Source organism: Mesorhizobium sp. M0698, assembly GCF_040320455.1.
Classification (GTDB): Bacteria; Pseudomonadota; Alphaproteobacteria; order Rhizobiales; family Rhizobiaceae; genus Mesorhizobium.
The window spans coordinates 1-23,331 of sequence record NZ_JAMYPQ010000009.1; the positions used below are offsets into that span (position 1 = coordinate 1).

24 protein-coding genes, 1 tRNA gene and 1 pseudogene are annotated in these 23,331 nt (G+C 63.5%); 20 read left to right on the forward strand and 6 right to left on the reverse strand.

Features of this window, described 5'->3' with window-relative positions; genetic code table 11:
* Positions 1–238 precede the first annotated feature (238 nt).
* The 8 genes from NKI16_RS18760 (at position 239) to recQ (ending at position 8,128) form a co-directional block, all read left to right on the forward strand.
* Positions 239–1,216, forward strand: coding sequence for a TRAP transporter substrate-binding protein (locus tag NKI16_RS18760; protein ID WP_023678091.1), 978 nt, complete (start codon positions 239–241; stop codon positions 1,214–1,216).
* Between the two features lie 103 nt (positions 1,217–1,319).
* On the forward strand, positions 1,320–1,847 hold the full coding sequence (locus NKI16_RS18765) for a TRAP transporter small permease (protein ID WP_352782417.1): 528 nt from the start codon (positions 1,320–1,322) through the stop codon (positions 1,845–1,847).
* 4 nt (positions 1,848–1,851) lie between these two features.
* Entirely contained in the window at positions 1,852–3,132 is a 1,281-nt protein-coding gene (locus tag NKI16_RS18770; RefSeq protein WP_352782389.1) for a TRAP transporter large permease, read from the forward strand.
* Between the two features lie 10 nt (positions 3,133–3,142).
* Positions 3,143–3,919, forward strand: coding sequence for a FadR/GntR family transcriptional regulator (locus NKI16_RS18775; protein ID WP_352618125.1), 777 nt, complete (start codon positions 3,143–3,145; stop codon positions 3,917–3,919).
* 28 nt (positions 3,920–3,947) lie between these two features.
* A complete protein-coding gene (kduI, locus tag NKI16_RS18780; protein WP_352644659.1) occupies positions 3,948–4,805 on the forward strand; it encodes a 5-dehydro-4-deoxy-D-glucuronate isomerase in 858 nt (285 codons plus the stop codon).
* Positions 4,802–5,569, forward strand: coding sequence for a 2-dehydro-3-deoxy-D-gluconate 5-dehydrogenase KduD (gene kduD / locus NKI16_RS18785; RefSeq protein ID WP_352644661.1), 768 nt, complete (start codon positions 4,802–4,804; stop codon positions 5,567–5,569). The genes kduI and kduD overlap by 4 nt, the downstream gene beginning before the upstream one ends.
* Before the next feature lie 24 nt (positions 5,570–5,593).
* Positions 5,594–5,932, forward strand: a complete 339-nt coding sequence (locus NKI16_RS18790; protein WP_352636897.1) for a cupin domain-containing protein — start codon at positions 5,594–5,596, stop codon at positions 5,930–5,932.
* A gap of 360 nt (positions 5,933–6,292) precedes the next feature.
* Positions 6,293–8,128 (forward strand): DNA helicase RecQ, encoded by a 1,836-nt coding sequence (recQ, locus tag NKI16_RS18795; RefSeq protein ID WP_352782390.1) that lies wholly within the window; start codon positions 6,293–6,295, stop codon positions 8,126–8,128.
* Between the two features lie 21 nt (positions 8,129–8,149).
* On the opposite strand, the gene NKI16_RS18800 is transcribed toward recQ, so the two are convergent.
* The gene (locus tag NKI16_RS18800; RefSeq protein WP_352594357.1) at positions 8,150–8,404 is read right to left on the reverse strand and encodes a hypothetical protein; all 255 of its coding nucleotides are present in this window, start codon (positions 8,402–8,404) and stop codon (positions 8,150–8,152) included.
* Positions 8,405–8,578: 174 nt separating this feature from the next.
* Entirely contained in the window at positions 8,579–9,496 is a 918-nt protein-coding gene (locus NKI16_RS18805; protein WP_352923587.1) for an alpha/beta fold hydrolase, read from the reverse strand.
* Positions 9,497–10,220: 724 nt separating this feature from the next.
* Here NKI16_RS18805 and NKI16_RS18810 point away from each other — a divergent pair.
* Together NKI16_RS18810 and NKI16_RS18815 are read left to right on the forward strand one after the other, a co-directional pair.
* Positions 10,221–10,817 carry a TetR/AcrR family transcriptional regulator gene (locus NKI16_RS18810; RefSeq protein WP_352923590.1) on the forward strand — a complete coding sequence of 199 codons (597 nt, stop codon included), beginning with the start codon at positions 10,221–10,223 and terminating at the stop codon, positions 10,815–10,817.
* 77 nt (positions 10,818–10,894) lie between these two features.
* Positions 10,895–11,470 carry a DUF308 domain-containing protein gene (locus NKI16_RS18815; RefSeq protein ID WP_352621465.1) on the forward strand — a complete coding sequence of 192 codons (576 nt, stop codon included), beginning with the start codon at positions 10,895–10,897 and terminating at the stop codon, positions 11,468–11,470.
* Positions 11,471–11,546: 76 nt separating this feature from the next.
* Here the strand turns inward: NKI16_RS18815 and NKI16_RS18820 are convergent.
* Positions 11,547–11,636: transfer RNA gene (locus NKI16_RS18820), tRNA-Ser, on the reverse strand.
* Between the two features lie 338 nt (positions 11,637–11,974).
* Here NKI16_RS18820 and NKI16_RS18825 point away from each other — a divergent pair.
* The 3 genes from NKI16_RS18825 to NKI16_RS18835 all read left to right on the forward strand — a co-directional run bounded on the left by NKI16_RS18825 (position 11,975) and on the right by NKI16_RS18835 (position 13,758).
* Positions 11,975–12,682 carry a 50S ribosomal protein L21 gene (locus tag NKI16_RS18825; RefSeq protein WP_352621467.1) on the forward strand — a complete coding sequence of 236 codons (708 nt, stop codon included), beginning with the start codon at positions 11,975–11,977 and terminating at the stop codon, positions 12,680–12,682.
* Positions 12,683–12,780: 98 nt separating this feature from the next.
* On the forward strand, positions 12,781–13,050 hold the full coding sequence (gene rpmA / locus NKI16_RS18830; protein ID WP_023678077.1) for a 50S ribosomal protein L27: 270 nt from the start codon (positions 12,781–12,783) through the stop codon (positions 13,048–13,050).
* Positions 13,051–13,170: 120 nt separating this feature from the next.
* Positions 13,171–13,758: a GNAT family N-acetyltransferase gene (locus tag NKI16_RS18835; RefSeq protein WP_023678076.1), complete on the forward strand. Its 588-nt coding sequence runs from the start codon at positions 13,171–13,173 to the stop codon at positions 13,756–13,758.
* A gap of 10 nt (positions 13,759–13,768) precedes the next feature.
* On the opposite strand, the gene NKI16_RS18840 is transcribed toward NKI16_RS18835, so the two are convergent.
* Entirely contained in the window at positions 13,769–14,638 is an 870-nt protein-coding gene (locus tag NKI16_RS18840; RefSeq protein WP_352621469.1) for an endonuclease/exonuclease/phosphatase family protein, read from the reverse strand.
* Positions 14,639–14,810: 172 nt separating this feature from the next.
* Here NKI16_RS18840 and obgE point away from each other — a divergent pair, with 172 nt between their 5' ends.
* Positions 14,811–15,842, forward strand: a complete 1,032-nt coding sequence (gene obgE, locus NKI16_RS18845; RefSeq protein ID WP_352621471.1) for a GTPase ObgE — start codon at positions 14,811–14,813, stop codon at positions 15,840–15,842.
* A 2-nt stretch (positions 15,843–15,844) separates the two neighbouring features.
* Complete coding sequence (gene proB, locus NKI16_RS18850; RefSeq protein WP_352621473.1) at positions 15,845–16,972, forward strand: glutamate 5-kinase; 1,128 nt, start codon at positions 15,845–15,847, stop codon at positions 16,970–16,972.
* A gap of 18 nt (positions 16,973–16,990) precedes the next feature.
* On the opposite strand, the gene NKI16_RS18855 is transcribed toward proB, so the two are convergent.
* A complete protein-coding gene (locus NKI16_RS18855) occupies positions 16,991–17,479 on the reverse strand; it encodes a hypothetical protein (protein ID WP_352621475.1) in 489 nt (162 codons plus the stop codon).
* Between the two features lie 78 nt (positions 17,480–17,557).
* Between NKI16_RS18855 and NKI16_RS18860 the strand changes: the two genes are divergently transcribed.
* From NKI16_RS18860 to NKI16_RS18870, 3 genes and pseudogenes are all read left to right on the forward strand, one after another.
* The gene (locus tag NKI16_RS18860; protein ID WP_352621477.1) at positions 17,558–18,838 is read left to right on the forward strand and encodes a glutamate-5-semialdehyde dehydrogenase; all 1,281 of its coding nucleotides are present in this window, start codon (positions 17,558–17,560) and stop codon (positions 18,836–18,838) included.
* A 249-nt stretch (positions 18,839–19,087) separates the two neighbouring features.
* The gene (locus tag NKI16_RS18865) at positions 19,088–19,675 is read left to right on the forward strand and encodes a nicotinate-nucleotide adenylyltransferase (RefSeq protein WP_031212055.1); all 588 of its coding nucleotides are present in this window, start codon (positions 19,088–19,090) and stop codon (positions 19,673–19,675) included.
* A 332-nt stretch (positions 19,676–20,007) separates the two neighbouring features.
* Positions 20,008–21,153: pseudogene (locus NKI16_RS18870) on the forward strand (MFS transporter); the annotation flags it as partial.
* A gap of 29 nt (positions 21,154–21,182) precedes the next feature.
* On the opposite strand, the gene NKI16_RS18875 reads toward NKI16_RS18870, so the two are convergent.
* Positions 21,183–22,040, reverse strand: coding sequence for a mechanosensitive ion channel family protein (locus NKI16_RS18875; protein ID WP_023678069.1), 858 nt, complete (start codon positions 22,038–22,040; stop codon positions 21,183–21,185).
* A gap of 239 nt (positions 22,041–22,279) precedes the next feature.
* Between NKI16_RS18875 and rsfS the strand changes: the two genes are divergently transcribed.
* Positions 22,280–22,657, forward strand: a complete 378-nt coding sequence (gene rsfS / locus NKI16_RS18880; RefSeq protein ID WP_023678068.1) for a ribosome silencing factor — start codon at positions 22,280–22,282, stop codon at positions 22,655–22,657.
* A 61-nt stretch (positions 22,658–22,718) separates the two neighbouring features.
* Positions 22,719–23,201 carry a 23S rRNA (pseudouridine(1915)-N(3))-methyltransferase RlmH gene (gene rlmH, locus NKI16_RS18885; RefSeq protein ID WP_023678067.1) on the forward strand — a complete coding sequence of 161 codons (483 nt, stop codon included), beginning with the start codon at positions 22,719–22,721 and terminating at the stop codon, positions 23,199–23,201.
* The last annotated feature ends 130 nt before the right edge of the window (positions 23,202–23,331 follow it).

The following is a 23,331-nucleotide window of genomic DNA, read 5'->3' on the forward strand; positions in this document are numbered from 1 at the left end:
CCCCCCCCCCCCCCCCCCCCCCCCCCCCCCACCCCCCCCCCCCCTCCCCCCCCACCCCCCCCCCCTGTGGGGGGGCCGGGGTGGTCGGATCTCCCATCGGGGGCGCGGGGCGCCCCCCCCCGCCGGCGCCCCCACGACGAGGCGCACGAGCTGGCGCAGGAACTTGCCTATACGCTCGCGAAAAAGGCGTACCGGCTCTAACGGCGCTTGCCGCCATCGTTCAAACGGGAGGAAACCAATGCTGCATTTTTCAAGACTGGCGGGAGCTACGCTACTTGCCGCCGCACTGCTGGCCGGATCGGCAAGCGCCCAGACGGTCCTGCGCTCGTCCGACACGCACCCGGACGGCTATCCGACGGTCGAGGCGGTCAAATATTTCGGCGAGCTGGTGAAGGAGCGCACGGCCGGCCGCTATGTGGTCGAGATCTATCCTTCCGCGCAACTCGGCGAGGAAAAGGACACGATCGAGCAGGTGCGTACCGGCGTGATCGATCTCAACCGCGTCTCGATGGCGCCGTTCAACGGGCTCATCCCGGAGACCACCGTGCCCTCGCTGCCCTACATCTTCCGTTCGGAAGAGCATATGCACAAGGTCATGGACGGGGCGATCGGCGACCAGATCGCGGCGGCGTTCGACCAGGTCGGGCTGGTGCTGCTCGCCTTTTACGACGGCGGCTCGCGCTCCTTCTACAATTCGAAGAAGCCGATCAACACCGTGGCCGACATGGCCGGGATGAAGTTCCGCGTCATCCAGTCCGACATCTTCGTCGACATGGTGGCGGCACTCGGCGCCAACGCGACGCCGATGCCGTATGGCGAGGTGTATTCGGCGATCGAGACCGGAGTCATCGACGGCGCGGAGAACAATTTTCCGAGCTACGACACCGCCAAGCATGCGGAAGTCGCCAAGTACTATTCGCTCGACGAGCACACGATGGTGCCGGAAGCCTTCGTCATGGCGAAGTCGAGCTGGGACAAGCTGACGCCGGAAGACCAGGCGATCTTCAAGGCGGCCGCCAAGGAAAGCGTCGCCAAGCAGCGCGAGCTGTGGACCGCCAAGGTCAAGGAATCGCGCGCCAAGGTCGAGGCGGCCGGTTCGCAGATCACGACGCCGGACAAGCAGCCCTTCATCGACGCGATGGGGCCGGTCTACGAGAAGCACGTCAAGGACGACAAGCTGAAGGCCATGGTCGAAGCCATCAAGGCCGTGCAGTGATCAAGCGGCGGCGCGGACATTCCGTGCCGCCATCCTCCTGGGGAGAAAACCGGTGACTTCCAGCCCAAGACCAACACCGCTCCTGTCCGGCGTCGCGCAAGTGATGTCGCGCGTCAGCACGGCGGCGCTGTCGATCGCCGGCATCGGGCTGGTGCTGATGACCGCCTTCGTCGCCTGGCAGGTGTTCGGCCGCTATGTTCTGAACCGCTCGCCGAGCTGGACCGAGCCGGGCTCGGTGATGCTGATGAGCTGGTTCATTTTCCTCGGCGCTGCCGTCGGTGTGCGCGAGAACTACCATCTTGGCTTCGACGTACTGCTCTACATGCTGCCGAAAGGCGGCAAGCGCTGGCTGCGGATGATTTCGGATCTTGTCGCGCTCGCCTTCGGCATCGGCATGATCTGGTATGGCAGCCAGCTGGTCGCATTGACCTGGGGCTCCGTCTTGCCGTCACTCGGCATATCGGGGGGCTGGGACTACGTCCCGCTTGTCGCGGGAGGCGCGCTCATCGTGCTCTTCACGCTGGAGCGCATCGTGCTTCGCCTCTCCGGCGCGCCGATCGACGATGCCCTCGATGAGCTGCCGCCGGCCGAAGTCGCGGCCGAACTCGACACCGCCAACGTGAAGGTCTGACGCCATGGAACTGTGGATTCTCTTCGGCGTCTTCACCCTGCTGATGCTTATCGGCACGCCGATCGCTTTCTGCTTGGGCGTCGCAAGCCTCGCCACCGTCCTCTATATGGGCCTGCCGCCGCTCATCGTGTTCCAGCGCCTGAATTCCGGCATGAGCGTCTTTTCGCTGCTGGCCATTCCGTTTTTCATCTACGCCGGCGACTTGATGGTGCGCGGCGGCATCGCCAGCAAGATCGTTGCCTTCGCTGGCTCGCTCGTCGGCCATTTGCGCGGCGGCCTCGGCCAGGTCAACATTGCAACCGCTACATTGTTCGGCGGCATTTCCGGCTCAGCGGTTGCGGAGGCCGCGGCGGTAGGCGGCCTGATGATCCCGCAGATGAAGGCGCGTGGATATGGAGCGGACTACGCCGTCAACGTCACGTCGATGGCGGCACTGATCGCGCTGCTGCTGCCGCCGTCGCACAACATGATCATCTACTCGATCTCGGCAGGCGGAAAGATCTCTATCGCCGATCTGTTCACGGCCGGTATCATCCCGGGCCTGCTACTGGCCCTGTCGCTGATGGTCACCGCCTATTTCGTGGCGCGCTCCCGCGGCTATCCGACCGAGGCGTTTCCGGGCTTCACCGCGGTCGCGCATCTTTTCGCCGTCGCCGTGCCCGGCCTGCTGCTGATCGCGATCATCTTCGGCGGCGTGCGATCGGGCGTCTTCACCGCCACCGAGAGTTCCTGTATCGCCGTCATCTATGCGCTGCTCGTGACCGTCTTCGTTTACCGGCAGATGACCTGGGAAGGGTTCGTTCATGCCACCCATGGCGCCGTGCGCACCACGGCCATGGTGCTGCTCATCATCGGCATGGCGGCGGCGTTCTCGTGGCTGATGGCCTTCCTGAAAGTGCCGGCAGCGTTGATAGCCTCCATGAACGCGATCTCGGACGATCCGCTGGTTGTGCTTCTCCTGCTCAACCTCTTGATGCTGTTCCTCGGCACGTTCATGGACATGGGGCCGACGATCATCATTTGCACGCCTATCTTCCTGCCCGTGGCGCAGGCCTACGGCGTCGATCCGGTGCATTTCGGCGTCATCATGATCCTCAATTTCGGCATTGGGCTGAACACGCCGCCGGTGGGCGCAGTGCAGTTCGTGGCATGCGCAGTGGGCAAGATATCCGTCTGGGAATCGATGCGCTCGATCTGGCCATTCTATGGCGCAGGCCTCGTGGTGCTGGCGCTCGTCACGTACATTCCGGCCATTTCGCTATGGCTGCCGAGCGTCTTCAAATAGGGGGTGCGACATGGCATCGGACACGGCCGTCGGGCTCCGCGTCGAACGAAGACCGAAGCTTTCGGAAACCGTCGTCGCGGCGATCCGCAAGCAGCTGCAGGCGGGCGAGATCCAGCCTGGGCAAAAGCTGCCGACCGAGGGCCAGCTGACGGAAACCTTCGGGGTCAGCCGCACCGTAATACGCGAGGCGCTGGCCAAGCTTGCCGCGGACGGCCTGGTCGAGCCGCGCCAAGGCGCCGGCGTTTTCGTCACCGAACATATCTCGACAGCGTTCGGTGCTCTGGCAGCGGAGATGGGCAGCAAGGATTCGATTGCCCTCAACGTGCTCGAAGTCAGGTTGGCGATCGAGATCGAATCCGCCGGGCTCGCCGCCATCCGGCGCAACGCCGCGCAGGAAGCGGCAATCCAGGAAGCCTTCTTCGAGTTCGAACGGCTGCTCCTCAACAGCGAGCCGACTGGACCGGCCGACCTTGCCTTCCACCGCGCAATCGCCAGCGCCACCAACAATCCGTTCTATGTCGAGATGCTCGACGTGCTCGGCCGGCGCGCTATTCCTTGCGATGTGACCTCGCCCTGGTCGACCGAGTTCGCACAGTCCGACGCCTACCAGCGCGGCCTGCAGCGCGAACACCTGATGATCCTCAACGCCATCTCGGCAGGCGATGCCGAAGCGGCGCGGGAGGCGATGCGCGCGCATCTCGGTGCCAGCCAGCAGCGCTATCGCGAGCGCCTGCACGCGCGCCAGATTTTTTATGCCGACTCGGTCAAGGCCGCGGCAACTGAATAAGCAATTGAGGCAGCCCCATGGGACAGCAATGAATCACACTGACAATCATACGGATTTCACCTCCCGCTTCGCCATCGACCCTGTTTCTGCCGCGGCGATGGGCACGGACGAGCTCCGTCACAATTTTCTCATCGAAGGCCTGTTCCGGCCCGGCAGCATCAGCCTGACCTACACCCATTACGACCGCATGATCATCGGCGGCGCCATGCCCGCCGGCGCACCGCTGCCGCTGCAGGCGATCAAGCCGACCGGGACCAAGAATTTTCTCGACCGCCGTGAGATGATCATCGTCAACATCGCCGGTGCAGGCGTCGTGAAAGCCGGCGGCCAATCCTACGAGCTGCAGGCGCGCGACATGCTCTATCTCGGCATGGGCACCGATGAGGTGTCGTTCGCTGCGACCAATCCGGCTGAGCCGGCTAAGTTCTACCTGCTCAGCGCGCCGGCGCATCAGGGCCACCCCAACCGGCTGATCCGCATCGGCGATGCCAAGCGGCTCGATCTCGGCAGCCAGGCGACTTCCAACGAGCGCTCGATCTTCCAGTTCATCCATGCCGATGGCGTAAAGACCTGTCAGCTTGTCGTCGGCATGACGCAGCTTGCCCCCGGTTCCGTCTGGAACACCATGCCATGCCATGTGCATGACCGGCGCATGGAGGCCTATCTCTATTTCGACCTGCCGGAGGCGGCGCGGGTGTTTCACTTCATGGGCGAACCGGACGAAACGCGCCATCTCGTCATGCGCAACGAGGAGGCGGTGCTGTCGCCGGGATGGTCGATCCATTCGGGCGCCGGCACCTCGAACTACGCCTTCATCTGGGCGATGGCCGGCGACAATGTCGACTATACCGATGTCGACCTGGTGGCGATGGAGGAGCTCAAGTGAGCGACCTCTCTGCGTTCAGCCTTGCCGGCAAGCGCATCCTCGTTACCGGCGCCAATACCGGCATCGGCCAGGGCATCGCCGTGTCGATCGCGCGCGCCGGTGGCGCGGTGGTCGGCGTCGGCCGGTCGGCGATGGACGAGACGGCGGAGAGGATTGAAGCGGCCGGCGGGCGCTTCGAGGCGGTCCGCTGCGACCTTGGCGACGATGCCGCCGCCCAGGCGATGCTTGACCGCGTCTGGGACGACACCGGGCCGCTCGACGGCCTGGTCAACAATGCGGGCATCATCCGGCGTGCCGATGCGGTCGACCTCACCGAAGCCGACTGGGATGACGTCATCGGCGTCAATCTGAAGACGGTGTTCTTCCTCAGCCAGAGTTTTGCCAGGCGCGTGCTTGCCGAATCTGGACGGCGCGGCAAGATCGTCAACATAGCTTCGGTGCTGAGTTTCCAGGGCGGCATCCGCGTCGCCTCCTACACCGCCTCCAAACATGGCGTGCTCGGCATCACACGGCTGCTGGCGTGCGAATGGGCTGCAAAGGGGATCAACGTCAACGGCATTGCGCCCGGCTATATCGAGACCAACAACACCGAGGCGCTGCGCACCGATCCCGACCGCAGCGCTTCGATCCTGGCGCGCATTCCGGCCGGCCGCTGGGGCGCGCCGGAAGACATCGGCGACGCAGCCGTCTTCCTGCTGGCGCCAGCGTCCAACTACATGCACGGCGCGGTGGTGCCGGTGGACGGCGGCTGGCTGGCACGATGAACAACAAAAGGTGAGAGTTTGGCGATGACCGGAACCAAAATCTTCTCGCATGCCGGCGAGGCTGCGTGGACGCCGACGCCGGATGGCAACCGCAGGCGCGTGCTCCTGCACACGGATGAACTGATGATGGTCGAATTCGGTTTCGACAAGGGTGGTGTCGGTGCATTGCACTCGCACCCGCATGTCCAGGCGAGCTACGTCGCCGAAGGTCGCTTCGAAGTCACCATCGACGGCAGGACCGAGGTCCTGGAAACCGGCAGCAGCTTCATCGTTCCTTCCAACCTTGTCCATGGCGTCAAGGCGCTGCAGGCGGGACGGCTGGTCGACAGCTTCACGCCACACCGCGCCGATTTCCTCGACTGAGCTGCGGGCCCGAAGATCAGGCAGCCGGTTCTCAGAAAAAAACCCGCGCCTCCGGAGAGACGCGGGCGTGTTGCCTGGGCGCTTGTGGCGCCGCGGTACTCAAAACATCACCGCAGAACCTGAACCTGCCGAATGATAGTGAAGATAGGATTAACCGCTCCGAGGCGGTGCGATATTCACAGCCAAAGCGAATAGGGGCTGGAACGACGGTCTGATATCGGCCAATGAGAGAGAAGTTCGCCTCAGGCGGTGCCGCGGACAGGACCAGAGGGGTCGATAAATGTTCGAATCTGCTGTCCAGGCAATCACCTGGCGATTCGCCGGGGAATTTCGGCAGGTCGTATCCCCGAAAGTTCTGTAATGCAGGTAGCAGCGAGCATCCCGGCAGAGGATTCCAAGCGGCGCGTCCTGAAGGATGTATTCGGCTTCGATGATTTTCGTCTCGGCCAGGCGGCCGTGATGGAGGCGCTGCTGGCCGGGCATCATGTGCTGGCTGTCATGCCGACCGGCGCCGGCAAATCGCTCTGCTACCAGGTCCCGGCGCTGGTGCTGGGCGGGCTCACCATTGTCGTTTCGCCGCTGGTGGCCCTGATGCAGGATCAGGTCGCCGCATTGCGCCTTGCCGGCGTGGCGGCCGATACGATCAATTCCTCGCTCGACCGCGACGCCAATGTCGCTGCATGGCGCCGTGTCGCGGCAGGCCAGACGCGCCTGCTCTATCTTGCACCGGAGCGGCTAATGACGGTGCGAATGCTCGAGGCGTTGACCAAGCTCGATGTCCGGCTGATCGCCATCGACGAGGCACATTGCATCTCCCAATGGGGACCGGCGTTCCGGCGCGAATACGAAGAATTGTCGAGACTACGTGATATCTTCCCGAAAGTGCCGATCATTGCGTTGACGGCGACGGCGGACGAGACGACGCGCACCGACATTGCCGCGCAACTGTTCGACGGGCGCGTCGATACCGTGGTGCTCGGCTTCGACCGGCCGAACATCAAGCTAAGCATTGAGCCCAAGCAGGACAGCAAGCGCCAACTGCTCGGCTTCGTGCAGCGCCATGCGGGCCGCAGCGGGATCGTCTATTGCCTGTCACGCAAAAAGACCGAAGAGATGGCGGCGTTCCTCGAGCGGAACGGCGTACGCGCGCTCGCCTATCATGCCGGCATGAGCAAGGACGCGCGTGAAGCGAATCAAAATGCTTTCATGACCTTGTCCGGCGTGGTGATGGTGGCGACCATCGCCTTCGGCATGGGGATCGACAAGCCGGACGTCGCCTATGTCTTCCACACCGACCTGCCGGGCAGCTTGGAGGCCTATTATCAGGAAATCGGGCGGGCGGGCCGCGACGGGCGGGCGGCCGAGGCACATATGCTCTTCGGTCTCGGCGATATACGCATGCGCCGGCTTTTCATCGAAGACGAGGATGCGCCGGCTGAGCACAAAAGGCGCGCGCATGGCCGACTCGATACGCTGATCGGTTATTGCGAGACGACGCAGTGCCGCCGTCAGATCCTGCTTGGCTATTTCGGCGAAAGTGCTTCGCCTTGCGGCAATTGCGACAACTGCCTCGACCAGGCGCCGCATGCGGATGGTGAGGCGGAGGCACGGCTCATCCTGGCGGCGATCGCACAGACCGGCGAGCGCTTCGGCGTCGCCCATGTCGTCGATGTCCTGCTCGGCCATGAGACCGAGAAGGTCCTGGCCAGGAACCACCACAGGCTTGCCAGCTTCGGCACCGGTGTGGCGCATAAAAAGAGTTTCTTGCTGTCGCTGCTCCGCCAACTCGTCGCGGGAGGGTTCCTGACATTGGACCCAGCCGGCCATGGCGGCCTCGCCATTGCCGAGAAGGGCCGTGCGCTGGCTCGGGGCGAGGCCTCGTTCCGGTATCGCGTGGACGCGCGCCAGTCATTGCGAGGCAAGATACGTCCTGAGGATGCCGCAGCGGGCACGGAAGGTCTGGATTCGGCGCTGCTGGCCGCGCTCAAGGCTGTGCGGCTGCGTCTTGCCCGGGAACGCCAGGTGCCGGCCTTCGTGATCTTTTCGGATCGTACACTGATCGATATGGCCGAACGCTGCCCGCGTGATCTGGACGCCTTCGCCGCGGTCAACGGCGTCGGCGCCGCCAAGCTCAAGGATTTCGGCGAGATATTCCTCGGCGCGATCGCTGCGCATCAATCCGGGGTGGCGGGCTGAAGACCCACTTCAGTGACGCAATCAGCACCGGCTTCGTCTCGCCGCGGCAATCGCAGCCTCCTGCTGCCGCAAGCGCTCGATCTTCGCACTCTGGCGGGCAGCCACGGTCGAGGCGACACGCTGCCCTCCCAGCAGCCAGCCCGGAATGTTGGTGTGGACGACTTTGCCACGAGCGATGGCTGTCGCCGACATTTCGTCGGCGACAGCGCCGATCGCCACGTTGAGCTCGACGCAACTCATCTTGTCGTATTTCGCAGCATCAAAGGATGCCGGCAAAGGCGATGCGCAACTTCCGACAAACATGAGGCTGCATATCAGAGGCGTGGACGTGGAGATCGCCTTCATTCCCTTATCAAGCACATTGATGCCGGACGGGCGGATTTTCGGAGGGTTCTCGATCTAGGGCCGCGAAGCACTCGCGAGGTTCCGCGTAACTGAAGCATGTGACCTCTACAATACTCTGTGCTGACCGACCTGTTTGTCTTCAAAGAATTCCGAGAGAGCCGCTGCCGTCTTGTCGGGGTGCTCTTCCGGGAAAAAGTGCCCGCCTTGGACAGCGCATCCTGCCACTCTGTCGGCCCATTTCCTCCAGATGGCCAGCGGCCCGCCTTCTTGCGCATACCAGTTCTCCAGGGCGCCTTCGCCACTCCATAGCGCCAGTAGCGGACAGTCGATGCGACGACCGTTTGCGCGGTCCAGCGCGTCATGTTCACGATCGATCGTCGCAGCGGCGCGATACTCTTCGCAGATGGCATGAATATGCGCGGGATCGCGAAGCGCATCAACATAGGCGTTCCTGACCTCTTTGGAGACCATTTTCGCCGACGATCCCCAGTGCGTAATTGCATCGTCGATGACAGCATCGGGAGCCGCGCCGATCAGACGCTCCGGCAGGGGCTCCGGCTGCGCAAGAAGGCTCCAGGGCCAGAAGCCGAGCGCCAGTCTGGCATCCGCCCGATCCCACGTTGCGGCGGTGGGGATGATGTCGAGGACGGCGATTTTGAGCACTTTGTCGGGATGGTCGAGCGCCAGGCGATAGGTAACCCGCCCGCCGCGATCATGCCCGGCAACCATGAACCGCTCAAACCCCACTTGCTTCATGGCCTGAACCATGTCGCCGGCCATGGCGCGTTTGGCGTATGGGCTATGATCGGCAGAGGAAATCGGACATCCGCTTTGCCCATAGCCTCGAAGGTCGGCGGCGACCACCGTGAAGCGGAGCGCCAAGGCTGCGGCGATATCCCTCCACATCAGATGCGTTTCTGGAAAACCGTGAAGAAGCAGCAGCGGCGGACCGGTGCCTCCGACCCTTGCGAAAATCGTCGTATCGTCCAGTCGTAGGCTGGTGGCTCTGAACCCTGCAAACACCGTCAGCTTCCTCCGCGCCCTTAGGAAAGCTCCCTAAGGGCGCTAACGGCCGCCTGGGGCGAAAACCCCGGCCGCGATGGCCAGGGTTCAAGCCGGCCAGTTGCTAGAATCGAAACCAGACCCAGACGCGCCTGCGGAAGCACCGCCTGCGCCGATAGCCGTTTCGCCAGTAAACGCGACAGACCCTTCTCCAAGCGCGCCGGCGGCGCCGGCGCGGCCGGTGCCACCGGCGATGATAGACTGGTTGCAACTCTGCTTGAGTTTCGTCGTCGTCGAAGGTCTCGACATCCGGCGCCTCGAGTTCATCGAGAATGCCGCTTCTGGCAGTTGGAACGCCGGCCACTGCGTTGATTGGCCGAACTGTGCTTGCAAGGGCCGCGGCCCCGGCAATGCCAAACATTCCTGTCAAAAATAGTCGCCGATCCATGGAAACCTCCCAGTCTTCAACCAGCGATAGAACAAGCTAACGATGGTGAGATAGCGCAGTCGGTGCAAACGCCTAGTGCCGCACGGCGATTGGCGGTGGTCCGGTCGGCCGGAGGGTGTTGCCTCGTCCTCGAAGTGGGATGGCTACCTCGATCGACAAACACCCGGAGCTTTCTGAATGGATGGCGGGCCGAAAACAATGAAGATCGAATGACGTCTACGCCATAGCCACGCAATTTCACGCTACTCGCGTTGCAAGGAGGCTTGACTGCCATCCTACCAGAAGGTAGGTAAAAGCATGAGCAACTTGTCTACCACCTCTGAGGACATCCTGGCTTGTGCACGCTCACTGATCGTCGCTGGCGGCTACAACGGTTTCAGTTATGCCGACATTGCTGAAGTGGTCGGGATCCGTAAGGCGAGCATCCATCACCATTTCCCAAGCAAGGTCGATCTGGTTCGGACGCTGGTTGCGCGGTATCGCGAAGAAACTGAAGCGGGGATGGCAAATGTCGAACTTCACGAATCCGATCCGCTCGAACAGTTGCGGATCTATGCCGGGTATTGGGAAGCCTGCATCGCGAACGCCAGCGCCCCGTTTTGTATCTGCGCGCTGTTGGCAAGCGAGCTCCCCGTGCTGCCCGAGGAAGTTGGCCTTGAGGTCCGGGCGCATTTCCGCTCGCTGTCGGCTTGGCTGACATCGGTGATGGAGCGCGGTGCGCGGCACGGCCAATTTCGACTGATGAGTACCCCTCGTGCCGAGGCTGAAGCGTTCATGGCGACCGTTCACGGCGCGATGCTTTCGGCACGGGCCTATGGCGATCCGAAGGCATTCGCCGTCGTGACGGGCCCGCTCCTGGAGCGGCTCCGCGCTTCCCCCCGGATACGGGCCTAGATCTCACCTGGCCATAATAGCAATCACTCTGCGACGTTCGTCGAGAGTCCCTACCTACTAGTCGAAAGGACGATCCAATGACGGTTCACAGTGGCGATCTTTCCCGGGCCAGCCAGGAACAATGGCTCAAGCTTTATTACTTCGCTCGGACGGCGTTCTCGGCTGTCTGGGTGGCGGCTGCCTTTACGATGGGACAGAATTCCGGGGTGGTCGCGGCGGTTTTGCTCGTGGCTTATCCTGCATGGGATGCTCTCGCCAATTTCGTCGACGCATCGCGCAGCGGAGGATTGGGAGAGAATCGCACCCAGACCATCAACGTCGTGGTCAGTGTGGCGACAACGCTCGCGGTCATTGTTGCGCTGAAGATGAGCATGAATTGGGTGCTCGGCGTGTTCGGCCTATGGGCGATCCTGTCCGGCCTGCTTCAACTCGGCACCGCCGTCCGCCGTTGGAAGAGCTCTGGTGCGCAGTGGGCGATGGTCCTGAGCGGAGGGCAATCGGCACTGGCAGGCACGTTTTTCATCGCGCAGACGCGGATGCCGATGCCGCCATCGATCTCCAACGTGGCCGGCTATGCCGCAGTAGGCGCCCTCTACTTCCTGGTTTCGGCGGTGTGGCTGAGCGTGAGCCAATTGCGGCGGAAGGCTGCATAGGCCCGCGATCTTAAGCCATTACCGGCGCGATGAGAGATGCTGTTACCTATGGGTCCGGGTTGGACACATTGCGAAGTGGCGGAGAGGGAGGGATTCGAACCCCCGATGGGCTTGCACCCATGCCGCATTTCGAGTGCGGTGCATTCGACCACTCTGCCACCTCTCCGCGGTCATGGTCCGCCGTTGCCGGCGCGGCGCACTAGATAACGGCTGGACAGGCAGGTTACAAGGGCCAATCTGCCCCGGCGCCGCAGCTTCTGTCCGTGCTTCCTTCGAGCCTCCGGCAGCCGCTGCTCGATATTTGCTAGGACTGGGCTCAACCCATTCGCAGCTTGCCCGCGGCGCTTGCCTTGACTCAAGCCGAACCTTCGGTTAGGGACAGCGCGCAATCGGCGTGGAGGGATCTTCCGCGCCGCTTGTTTTTTGAACCCGCAGACTGACAAAAAGACGGCCGAACCGCCTGAAGCGGTTCATCAAGGCCGACCGAACAGCGAAAGGCAAAAAATGTTCGCAGTCATCAAAACGGGCGGCAAGCAGTATCGCGTTGCCGCCAACGATCTCCTGAAGATCGAAAAACTCGAAGCCAATGTCGGCGACATCGTCGAGATCGGTAGCGTGCTCGCGCATGGCGAAGGCGAAAACGTCACGTTCGGCGCGCCGTTCGTCGATGGTGCGATGGTCACCGCCGAAGTCGTCGAGCAGGGCAAGAACCGTACCGTCATCGCCTTCAAGAAGCGCCGTCGGCAGAATTCGCGCCGCAAGATCGGCCATCGCCAGCTTTTGACCACCGTCAGGATTGCCGAAATCCTGCTGGGTGGCGCCAAGCCGGCGAAGAAGGCCGCCGCCAAGACCGAAGCGAAGGCCGAAGTTGCAGCCAAGACCGAGGCGAAGGCTGAAGCCGCGCCGAAGGCAGCAGCGAAGGCAGAGGCTGCGCCGAAGAAGGAAGCCAAGGCCGAGACGACCGTGGACAAGGCTGCCGAAGCCGCCGCGCCGTTGTTCAAGGCGCCGAAGGGCGAGCCGGACGACCTGACCGTGATCAAGGGCATCGGCCCGGTCGCCGCCGGCCAGCTCAACGAACAGGGCATCACCACCTTTGCCCAGATCGCCAAGCTGTCCGACAAGGACGTCGCCAAGATCGACGAGCACATGCCGTTCAGCGCCGACCAGATCAAGGACTGGCGCGAGCAGGCCAAGGAATTGGCGAAGAAGTAGAACGAACCGGCGCAATCGTCGCCGGATCGGACTTGAAACGGAACGCGAACGCGTTCATAAGATCGTTTAGGCGCCTCGCGGCGCATCGGAGTAGTTAGATGGCACACAAGAAAGCTGGCGGATCGTCGCGCAATGGTCGCGACTCCCATTCCAAGCGGCTCGGCGTGAAGAAGTTCGGCGGCGAAGCCGTGATTCCGGGCAACATCATCATTCGTCAGCGTGGCACGACGTGGCATCCCGGCACCAATGTCGGCATTGGCACGGACCACACGCTGTTTGCGCTCGAAGCTGGCGCAGTCACCTTCAACAAAAAAGCCAATGGCCGAACCTACGTATCGGTGAACCCGATGACGAAGGCAGCGGAGTAGCCGGTTCCGCACGAGAACACCGGCACCCATCTCGGGAACCGGTGTCTGGCCAAGCCAGGAAATGGATCAGGGGAGATGGGTTTCCATCTCCCCTTTTTCTTGTGCCTGGAGGACTTTGATATGGTTGCCGAAGCGGAAGCGACAGACGACGAAAGTTACACGATAGATTGCCCGGTCCTAGTCACCGAGCGGCTGGTCATGCGTGCCCCGCGTGAAAGCGATATCGAGCAATTGGTGGCGCTCGCCGACAACCGCCACGTCGCGGAAATGCTGGCTCGCATGCCGCATCCCTATGGCGAGGCGGAGGCACGCGCTTTCCTGGCCATGACGGCATCGCGCCGGGCCGGAATCGCCTATGCGTTGACGCTGGCCGGCACCGAGACCTTCGTCGGCTGTGCCGGGCTCAACACTACGGATCGTGGGCTGGAGCTCGGCTACTGGATCGGCGAGCCGTACTGGAAACGCGGCTACGCGACGGAAGCAGCGCACGCACTGGTCGACCTTGCCTTCCAGAGAACCACGATCCAGGTGCTGCACGCCTCGACGCGGGTTATCAATCCGGCCTCGCGCCGGGTCATCCACAAATGCGGCTTCCAGTATGCCGGCCAGGGCATGCTGAACTCGATCGTTGCCGGCCAGGTGCCGGTCGAGCGCTACCGCCTCGATCGCAAGACCTGGACCAGCCTGCGGAACTGGGTGCATTTTTGATGGATGCGGCTCACGTCATCTCGAGCCAGACCGGCAAGTGATCCGAACCGGCCGCTTGCCGGTCGACCCACAGGCGCCTCAGCGATTTGGCAAGCGAGGCGCTGGTGAAGATGTAGTCGATGCGCTTGTAGCGGCTGGTATCGCCCGGCCGCTTGGGGTCGACCCAGGTGACGAGATCGGCGCCGGCAGCGCCGAGGCGGGTGGCAGCATCGATGGCGAGGTCGGCGGTCACCGGCATGCCGAATTCATGGTCAGGCTGGCCGGCGAGTTCGACATGTTCCGGCGATCCGGCCAGCATGTTGAAGTCGCCCATGACGACGAAGGCTTCGGGACAAGGCAGGTCCGGCAAGCCGATCTCGGCGACGCCGGAGAGCCCGCCGCCCTCGAGCGGGTATTTCAACAGACGCTGGCGCAGAAAGCGGATCTGGCTCAGCCGTTCAACCGGGCTACGGTGGTCGAGATGGGTGGAATAGAAGCGGATCGGACCAAGCGGCGTTTCGATCAGCGCCTCCAGCGCGCCGCGCTGGAAGTTCATCGCCTCGACACTGCGGCTGCGCGGCAAAAGGAGATTGCGCGACAGATGGATCGGCGTCCTCGACAGCACCATGTTGCCGAGCTGGAAGGTGGTCGTGATGGCGCGGCCGTTCTCCAGGCGCGAGCCGGCGTCGGCCTCGAAATTGCTGCCGTAGACGGCAAAATAGTCGGGCAGCGCCTCGCCGAGGTCGGCCACCATGTCGCGGCCGCCATTCTTCGGGTTAGCGCGGGTGACCTCCTGCAGCGCGATCACGTCGGCGCCGCGCACGGCATCGGCGATACGGCCGACATCATAGCGGGCGTCGAGGCCGACGCCGTAGTGGATATTGTAAGTTACCAGCTTCATTCCGACATCTCGCGCTTGGAAAGCCGAGGATCGATTTTTCGGCAAGGGTCAACCAAATGGTACGCGCCCAGAGCTACGCGCGACGTTACAGTAGCAAAAACGGCCCTCGCCCTTCGACCCGCCTTGGTTTAGAGCAATCCCGCAAAGCCAATAGCAGAAACCATACAATCCGATGAAATTTCTCGATCAAGCCAAGGTCTACATCCGCTCCGGCGACGGCGGCGCCGGTTCGGTGTCGTTCCGGCGCGAAAAGTTCATCGAGTTCGGCGGTCCGGACGGCGGCGACGGCGGTCGCGGCGGCGATGTCTGGGTCGAGGCGGTCGATGGGCTGAACACGCTGATCGACTATCGCTACCAGCAGCATTTCAAGGCCAAGACCGGGACGCACGGCATGGGCCGCAACATGACCGGCGCCAAGGGTGCCGACGTAACGCTGAAAGTGCCGGCCGGAACACAGGTCTTTGCCGAGGACAATGAGACGCTGATCTGCGATCTGACGGTCGTCGGCCAGCGCTTTCTGTTGGCCAAGGGCGGCAATGGCGGTTTCGGCAACCAGCACTTCAAGACCTCGACCAACCAGGCGCCGCGCCGCGCCAATCCCGGACTGCCGGGCGAAGAGCTCAACATCTGGCTCAGGCTGAAGCTGATCGCCGATGCCGGCCTTGTCGGGCTGCCCAACGCCGGCAAGTCGACCTTCCTGGCGGCGGTCACCGCGGCCAAGCCGAAGATCGCCGACTATCCCTTCACCACGCTGCATCCGGGCCTTGGCGTGGCCCGCATCGACGGTCGCGAATTCGTCATTGCCGATATTCCGGGCCTGATCGAAGGCGCGCATGAAGGTGTCGGCATCGGCGACCGCTTCCTTGGCCATGTCGAGCGCACGCGTGTCCTTCTGCATCTTGTCTCGGCGCAGGAAGAAAATCCGGCCAATGCCTACAAGACCGTGCGTGCCGAGCTCGAAGCCTACGGCAATGGGCTGACCGACAAGGTCGAAATCGTCGCGCTTTCCCAGGTCGACATACTCGATGCCGACGCACGCAAGAAGAAGGCCGCCTCGCTGAAACGTGCCGCCGGCCGCGCGCCGATGCTGCTTTCGGCGGTCACCGGCGAAGGCGTCGAGGCGGTGCTGCGCGCGCTGATGGGGGTGGTGGCGGAGGCACGCGAAGCCGTCGCCGCGCCGGTCGAGACGCGCTGGAACGCATAGCCATGGCCGCGCAATCGCTGAAAAATTATCGGCGCATTGCCGTCAAGATCGGCTCGGCGCTGCTTGTCGACCGCACGACGGGCCTGAAGCGCGAGTGGCTGGCCTCGCTTGCGGACGACATCGCCGTGCTGGCCAATGGCGGCGCCGAAATTCTCGTCGTGTCTTCGGGCGCGATTGCACTCGGCCGCACCATCCTCGGCCTCGGCAAGCGGGCGCTGAAGCTCGAGGAGAGCCAGGCTGCTGCTGCCGTCGGGCAAATCGCGCTGGCCGGCGCCTGGTCGGATGCGCTCGGCAAGAATGGCTTGAAATCGGGCCAGATCCTGCTGACGCTCGGCGACACCGAAGAGCGCCGCCGCTATCTCAACGCGCGGGCGACGATTTCGACACTGCTCAAGATGAAGGCGGTGCCGGTCATCAACGAGAACGATACGGTGGCCACCTCCGAAATCCGCTATGGCGACAACGACCGGCTGGCGGCGCGTGTCGCCACTATGATGGGCGCCGATCTTTTGGTGCTGCTCTCCGACGTTGACGGGCTCTACACGGCACCGCCGGCGCGTGACCCGCAAGCTCGATTCATTCAGGTCGTCGACCGCATCACCCCCGACATCGAAGCGATGGCGGGTGCCGCTGCTTCGGAATTGTCGCGCGGCGGCATGCGCACCAAGCTCGACGCCGGCAAGATCGCGACCGCCGCCGGCACCGCCATGATCATCACATCGGGCACGCGGCTGTCGCCGCTGCTGGCAATCGAGCGCGGCGAGCGTGCCACCTTCTTCCGGCCGAGCGCCAATCCGGTCAAGGGCTACAAGACCTGGATCGCCGGGCAGCTCGAACCGGCCGGCCGGCTGACCGTCGATGCCGGCGCCATCGGCGCGCTGCTCTCCGGCAAGTCGCTGCTGCCGGCCGGGGTCAAACTGGTCAGCGGCAATTTTGCGCGTGGCGACACGGTGGCGATCCTGTCGCCCGAGGGCCGCGAGATCGCGCGCGGGCTGGTTGCCTATGATGCCGCCGATGCCGTAAGGATCGCTGGCCTGAAGACGACAGAGATCGAAACGGTGCTCGGCTACGAGGCGCGTTCGGCGATGATCCACCGCGATGACCTTGTGGTGAGCGGCGCGACCGACTGAGAAAGGGCTCCATGCACCCTACTTGCGGGGTTCAGGCGGCCATTTAGGCGGGTTGCGGTATCTTTCCTCAACGTCGCGTTTAGTTCTCAGCAACTCGCTGCAGCCTCCCAGCTCTGCTTCGATCCCAGCCTTGGCTCGTCGATCCACCTCGATTTGGGAAATGTCCTTGTCGTCCCCGGCGACGACATCGCGAATAAGCCCGTCGGTCGTTGTTATTTTCGCACTTGTATCCTCCTTCGTCCTTTTTTCTATTTCCGCTTCAAGCCGAGCCCGCGGCCCACATCCATGGAGCTCCTCGACAACGACGGCAATCCGAGAGGGCGGTGTCGCCGGTGCGCCGCAGTAGCGTTCAGCAAAAGCAAGTTGCACCATCAAGCTGTACCCAATCAAAGCCATCCCGTCGGGGCTCTCGCCAGGCTCGAACTTGTCGTCGCAGTAGTCGGCGGCGTGAAGGCCTGTCGGCAGGAGCATCGCGCCGACAGCAACGAGAATTATGAAGCTCTTCATTCTACTCCCCCAGATTTGCGGCCATTGCCGCGAAGGCCGGCCGCGTGTAAATCCACCAAGCTTCACCGGAGCGGTCAGATGCTGAACAAACACAAAGGCGAAGATGTAGCCAGTTTGATGGCACGGACGGGCCGTAAGGCCCGCGCCGCCGCCCGACCGCTGGCCATCGCCACCACCGCCGCCAAGAATGCGGCGCTTCTCGCCATGGCCGACGCGGTCGTTTCCCGTGAGCAGGACATTCTTGACGCCAATGCCATCGATGTCTCGAATGGCCACGAGTCCGGGCTTTCCGGCTCGTCCATGGACCGGCTGAAGCTGGATCCGGCGCGCATCCGCGCAATGGCCGACGGTATTCGCGAAATCGCCGCACTCGGCGATCCGGTCGGCGATGTCATCGCCGCATGGGACCGGCCGAACGGTTTGCATATCGAACGGGTGCGCACACCGCTCGGCGTCGTCGGCGTCATCTATGAGAGCCGGCCGAACGTGACCGCCGATGCCGGCGCGCTCTGCCTCAAGGCGGGCAATCCGGTGATCCTGCGCGGCGGTTCGGATTCGCTCAACTCTTCCGCCGCGATCCATGCCTGCCTGGTCGAGGGGCTGAAGGCAGCCGGGCTGCCGGAAGATGCCATCCAACTGGTGCCGACTACCGATCGCGCCGCCGTCGGCGAAATGCTGAAGGGGCTTTCCGGCAATCTCGAGGTCATCATTCCGCGCGGCGGCCGCAGCCTGGTCGAGCGTGTGCAGAACGAGGCGCGGGTGCCGGTCTTCGCGCATCTCGAGGGCATCTGCCATCTCTATATCGACCGATCGGCTGATCTCGACATGGCGGTCAAGATCGCGGTCAATGCCAAGATGCGGCGCACCGGGGTGTGCGGTGCTGCCGAGACGCTGCTGGTCGACCGTGCCGTCGCCGGCACGCACCTGGTGCCGATCCTCGAGGCCTTGCGGGCGGCAGGCTGCGAGATCCACGCCGATGCCGAGGTGCTGAGGCTTTATGCCGATGCCCAGCCCGCGACCGATGCAGACTGGGTGACCGAATATCTCGATGCCATCATTGCGGTGAAGCTGGTCGACGGCATTGGCGACGCCATCGAGCATATCGAGACGTTTTCCTCGCATCACACCGAGGCGATTATCGCCGAGGATGCAAAGGCCGTCGAACGGTTCTTCAACGAGATCGATTCGGCGATCCTTCTGCACAACGCCTCGACCCAGTTTGCCGATGGCGGCGAGTTCGGCATGGGCGCCGAGATCGGCATCGCCACCGGCAAGATGCATGCACGCGGGCCGGTCGGCGTCGAGCAACTGACCTCGTTCAAATACCGCGTACGCGGGTCGGGACAGGTGAGGCCTTGAAGCTGTTCGCCGTTCGAGCCTGAAGCTTTGTGCCCAGCCACCCCCCTCTGTCCTGCCGGACATCTCCCCCTCAAGGGGGGAGATTGGCTGTCATTTCTGATTTCGCCAATCGCCGGCGTTGCAAGATTTGCGCCTGCGATGAAGCCGCCAATCTCCCCCCTTGAGGGGGAGATGTCCGGCAGGACAGAGGGGGGTGCCTGACGCATGCTTTCCTCGTCTGAGCATCCCGTTCCCTCCCACTATCTGCACATGCCGCATGCCGGGAAAGGCGTGGCGGTCGGGCTGTTCGGCGGTTCGTTCAACCCGCCGCATGCCGGCCATGCGCTGGTCGCCGAGATCGCACTCAGACGCCTTGCGCTCGATCAGCTGTGGTGGATGGTGACGCCCGGCAATCCGCTCAAGAATGCCGGAGACCTGGCGCCGCTGGCCGAGCGGCTGCAGCTATCCGAAAAGATCGCGAAGAACCCGAAGATCAAGGTCACCGCATTCGAGGCGGCCCACCGCGTCCGCTTCACCGCCGACACGCTGGCGCTGGTCAAGGCGCGTAACCCGGGCGTCGATTTTGTCTGGATCATGGGCGCCGACTCGCTTCGCGACTTCCACCGCTGGCAGCGCTGGCGCCGCATCGTCATGACGTTCCCGATCGCGGTGGTCGACCGGCCAGGCGCGACGCTGTCGTTCCTGTCGTCGGTGGTCGCCAAGACCTTCGACTATGCCCGCGTCGACGAGGGCGACGCACCGCGGCTCGCCCGCATGACGGCGCCGGCCTGGACCTTCATCCACGGCCCGCGTTCGTCGCTGTCGTCGAGCGCGATCCGCAAGGTGGCGAAGGGATAGGAGTCTCCTTCTCCCCTTGTGGGAGAAGGTGGCCGAGCGAAGCTCGGTCGGATGAGGGGTGCTGGAATGATCGCTATCTTGAAGAACTAAGCACTTAAAATCCCTCGGTCTTTTTACGCTGCATTTCTTCCAGCACCCCTCATCCGTCTCGGCGCTGCGCGCCGATCCACCTTCTCCCACAAGGGGAGAAGGCAAGTCCGGTGATGTCGCTTTTGCCGCTGCCTTGACCTGCTTGATGGGCGATCCTCGGTCATGACGATTCTCGAGCGCGACCAGGACAAGAACGGTCTAGGGCAGCCGGCGCCGTCGATCGCCATTGCCAGCATCCTTTTGTCGATGGCGCTGATCCGACATGGGCGGGGCTGATCGTCACCGGCCTTTCGGCTGGCGGCCTCGCCGGCTGCATCCTGACCGGGCCGCTGGTGCGGCGTGTCGGCCATGCCCGCGTGTTCATGGTGCTGTCGGCGCTGATCGTGCTGTCCAACGCCGCGGTCGGCGCGGGGCCGCACCCATTGCCATGGATCGCTGCACGGGCACTCTACGGCTTTGCCATATGCGGCCTGTTCATTGTCGCGCAGAGCTGGCTGAACGATGTCGTCGCCAACGCCATCCGCGGCCGGGTCATGGCTATCTTCTACGTTGCCTACGTCGCCGGGCTCGGCGTCGGCTACTCGACGCTGGCGTTGATCGATATCCGCGCGGCCGACGCGCCGCTGATCGGCATTGCCTTCACCGCGCTGTCGATCCTTCCCGTCGGGCTGACGCGGCTTGCGCAGCCGCCGGCGCCGCAAGCGGCGTCCGTGGCGCTCGGCCGCGCCTGGCGGATCTCCCCGGTCGGCGTTGCCGGTATGCTTGCCGTCGGCGGCCTGTCGATGACGATCTCGGGTTTTGCGCCGATCCATGCCACGGCCAAGGGCTACAGCCAGGCCGACGTCGCCTTGCTGCTTTCGGCAATGCCGGTCGGCACGCTGATCCTGCAGATTCCGCTCGGCTGGATTTCCGACCGCACCGACCGGCGCTTTGTGCTGATCGCGGCGTCGGCGCTTGCCGCCGCGGCGGGCCTGTTTGCCCTCGGTTTCGACGGCGGCGCGCTGGCGGTGCTGCTCGTCATCTATGTGGTCTGGGACGGCGCCTCGGAATCGATCTATTCGCTTGCCAGCGCCCATGCCGGCGACCGCGCCGGCAAGGACGACATGGTGGCGTTGTCGAGCTCGCTTTTGTTTGCCTGGTCGCTGTCCGGCTTCGTCGTACCCGGCATTGTGACCGGACTTTCCGCCGTCTACGGCACGCAGGCCTTCATCTATGTGGCAATCGTCATTGCCACAGCCTACTGCCTGTTCGTTCTCTGGCGCGTCGTCATGGTTCGGCCGGTGCCCGCCACCGAGACCGGCAGTTTCGCGCCAATGACGGCGCAGGCGCCGTTGCCTGTCGATCTCGCCTTCGCGCCCGAAGATCAGCGCGGGCGCGGAGAGCTTTGAGGGCCATCTGCCGGCCGGGTTCAAATGCTCTATTGCTGCGTGGCTGAGGCCTCCGGCTGCGGCACTTGCGGCGCCGGCGCCGGGATTGAAAGGCCTTCGGCATCGAACGCCTGCTTGACGCTCTTGGTGAGGTCGATCTGGGCGGCGAAGAAATCGGCAGCCGCCGTCCAGTAGCGCAAGGTGATGGCGACGGTGCTGTCGCCGACAGTCGCGACAAAGGCGATCGGCGCCGGCTGCCGCCTGACGCGTCGGTCGGCGGCGGCGACACCGAGCATGGTCTTCTGCGCAAAATCGATGTCGTTCCAGGAGCCGATGCTGAGCGTGATGTCGCCGCGGCGCACACCGTTGCGGGTGAAATTGCGGACCGGCTGGTTCCACAGGGTCGAGTTGGGTGCAAGCACGTAGACGCCTTCGACCGTCCTCAGCGTTGTGGCAAACAGCCCGATCTCCTCGACGGTGCCGGATATCGCGCCGACTTCGACATATTCGCCGATGCGGAACGGCCGCAGCGCCAGGAGCATGATGCCGGCGGCAATGTTCTGCAGCGTGCCTTGCAGCGCCAGGCCGATGGCCAGGCCGGCGGCACCGATAGCGGCAATGATCGAAGCCGTCTGCACGCCGAACTGGCCGAGAACCATGATTACGACCAGTCCCAGGATGGCGTAGCGGACGACCTGCGAGAAGAAATGGCGGAGCGTTTCGTCGAAGCCGCTGATATGGCCGAGGCCGGCATAGATCGAACGCTCGGCGAGGCCGGCGACGATGTAGCCGATGACCAGCAGGATGACGGCGCCGACCGCCGAAAGCGAGTAGGAGACGATCAGCGTGCTGAGTTGCGCCAGGCCGGATTGCACGGTGAGGAGAGCGTTCTGGGGATCGATCGGCATGTCGGGATTCCGGTTCGTGGATGAGCCGATAACCGCTGCGGGGCGAGGCGGTTCCGATTTTCTGGCCCGAAAAGCCGGATATTCGGCCGCTGCCGGGTGCCTGCTTGCGAGCGGTGTCTTGAAACTGCAACCTAACTCTGCCTATCTAAGCAGTGTCACCTGATTTCAGAGGTGATTTGGTTGTTCTTGCTGCGAAAGGAAATACACTGAGAACAGCACTGCGGAAGAAGGCCGACATCGTGCCTTCGCCGGCCGGGATCAGCGTAAACGACGCCGTGTCCCGCGCCATCAAGACAGTCCTTGCCAGTCTGGAAGACTCCAAGGCCGAAAACATCGTCTCAATCGACATTCAGGGGAAATCGAGCCTCGGCGACTACATGGTCGTCGCGTCGGGCCGATCGCACCGTCATGTCTCGGCTGTTGCCGATCATCTCCTCAAGGCGCTGAAGGATGCCGGGCTCGGCACTGCACGCGTCGAGGGGCTGGCTGGCGCCGACTGGGTCCTGATCGATTCGGGCGACATCATCGTCCATGTCTTCCGTCCCGAGGTCCGCGACTTCTACAATCTCGAAAAGATGTGGCAGGCGCCCGATCTCGAGGAGGAGACCCTCCACTGAGCCGTATTCGTCTTGATGCATGTCGTCGTCCGACATGCATCAGCGGCTCTTCGAGGCAGGGATGAAGATTACGGTTCATGCCGTGGGCCGAATGAAAGCCGGCCCCGAGAAGCAGTTGGCCGACCGCTATTTCGAGCGTTTTGCCAGGAGCGGTCCTGCCGTGGGCCTCGAATTCGCCGGGATCGTCGAGATTGCCGAAGGTCGCGCGCAGACGGCCAATGAGCGCCGGCGCGAGGAAGGCCAGAAACTGCAGACGCACTTGCAACCGGGCACGGCGCTGATGCTGCTGGATGAGCGCGGCAAGAACCTTTCCTCCGAGGATTTCGCCGGTCGCATAGGTTCGCTGCGCGATGGCGGGCGCAAGGCGCTGGTGATCGCCATTGGCGGCGCCGACGGCCATGACCAGTCACTGCGCGACCTGGCTGATCTGACGGTGTCGCTCGGCGCGCTGACCTGGCCGCATCAGCTGGTCCGCGTGATGCTGGGCGAGCAGCTTTACCGGGCGGCCACGATCCTTTCCGGTCACCCCTACCATCGTTCATGAAGTCGGCTCCGTCGGCGAATTGATGCCAGCCGCCCGGATTTTTGCCCCAATGCTCATCGACAGTTTGGGCTCATGGGGTTTGTCGATGACGGCCGGGGCTCGAACATGGTTGATGGTTCGTTAACGAAGC

Coding starts and splice junctions, on each gene's coding strand:
- NKI16_RS18760 (WP_023678091.1), top strand. CDS start 239: ATGCTGCATTTTTCAAGACTGGCGGGAGCTACGCTACTTGCCGCCGCA.
- NKI16_RS18765 (WP_352782417.1), top strand. CDS start 1,320: ATGTCGCGCGTCAGCACGGCGGCGCTGTCGATCGCCGGCATCGGGCTG.
- NKI16_RS18770 (WP_352782389.1), top strand. CDS start 1,852: ATGGAACTGTGGATTCTCTTCGGCGTCTTCACCCTGCTGATGCTTATC.
- NKI16_RS18775 (WP_352618125.1), top strand. CDS start 3,143: ATGGCATCGGACACGGCCGTCGGGCTCCGCGTCGAACGAAGACCGAAG.
- kduI (WP_352644659.1), top strand. CDS start 3,948: ATGAATCACACTGACAATCATACGGATTTCACCTCCCGCTTCGCCATC.
- NKI16_RS18790 (WP_352636897.1), top strand. CDS start 5,594: ATGACCGGAACCAAAATCTTCTCGCATGCCGGCGAGGCTGCGTGGACG.
- recQ (WP_352782390.1), top strand. CDS start 6,293: ATGCAGGTAGCAGCGAGCATCCCGGCAGAGGATTCCAAGCGGCGCGTC.
- NKI16_RS18810 (WP_352923590.1), top strand. CDS start 10,221: ATGAGCAACTTGTCTACCACCTCTGAGGACATCCTGGCTTGTGCACGC.
- NKI16_RS18815 (WP_352621465.1), top strand. CDS start 10,895: ATGACGGTTCACAGTGGCGATCTTTCCCGGGCCAGCCAGGAACAATGG.
- NKI16_RS18825 (WP_352621467.1), top strand. CDS start 11,975: ATGTTCGCAGTCATCAAAACGGGCGGCAAGCAGTATCGCGTTGCCGCC.
- rpmA (WP_023678077.1), top strand. CDS start 12,781: ATGGCACACAAGAAAGCTGGCGGATCGTCGCGCAATGGTCGCGACTCC.
- NKI16_RS18835 (WP_023678076.1), top strand. CDS start 13,171: ATGGTTGCCGAAGCGGAAGCGACAGACGACGAAAGTTACACGATAGAT.
- NKI16_RS18840 (WP_352621469.1), bottom strand. CDS start 14,638: ATGAAGCTGGTAACTTACAATATCCACTACGGCGTCGGCCTCGACGCC.
- obgE (WP_352621471.1), top strand. CDS start 14,811: ATGAAATTTCTCGATCAAGCCAAGGTCTACATCCGCTCCGGCGACGGC.
- proB (WP_352621473.1), top strand. CDS start 15,845: ATGGCCGCGCAATCGCTGAAAAATTATCGGCGCATTGCCGTCAAGATC.
- NKI16_RS18855 (WP_352621475.1), bottom strand. CDS start 17,479: ATGAAGAGCTTCATAATTCTCGTTGCTGTCGGCGCGATGCTCCTGCCG.
- NKI16_RS18860 (WP_352621477.1), top strand. CDS start 17,558: ATGCTGAACAAACACAAAGGCGAAGATGTAGCCAGTTTGATGGCACGG.
- NKI16_RS18865 (WP_031212055.1), top strand. CDS start 19,088: ATGCCGCATGCCGGGAAAGGCGTGGCGGTCGGGCTGTTCGGCGGTTCG.
- NKI16_RS18875 (WP_023678069.1), bottom strand. CDS start 22,040: ATGCCGATCGATCCCCAGAACGCTCTCCTCACCGTGCAATCCGGCCTG.
- rlmH (WP_023678067.1), top strand. CDS start 22,719: ATGAAGATTACGGTTCATGCCGTGGGCCGAATGAAAGCCGGCCCCGAG.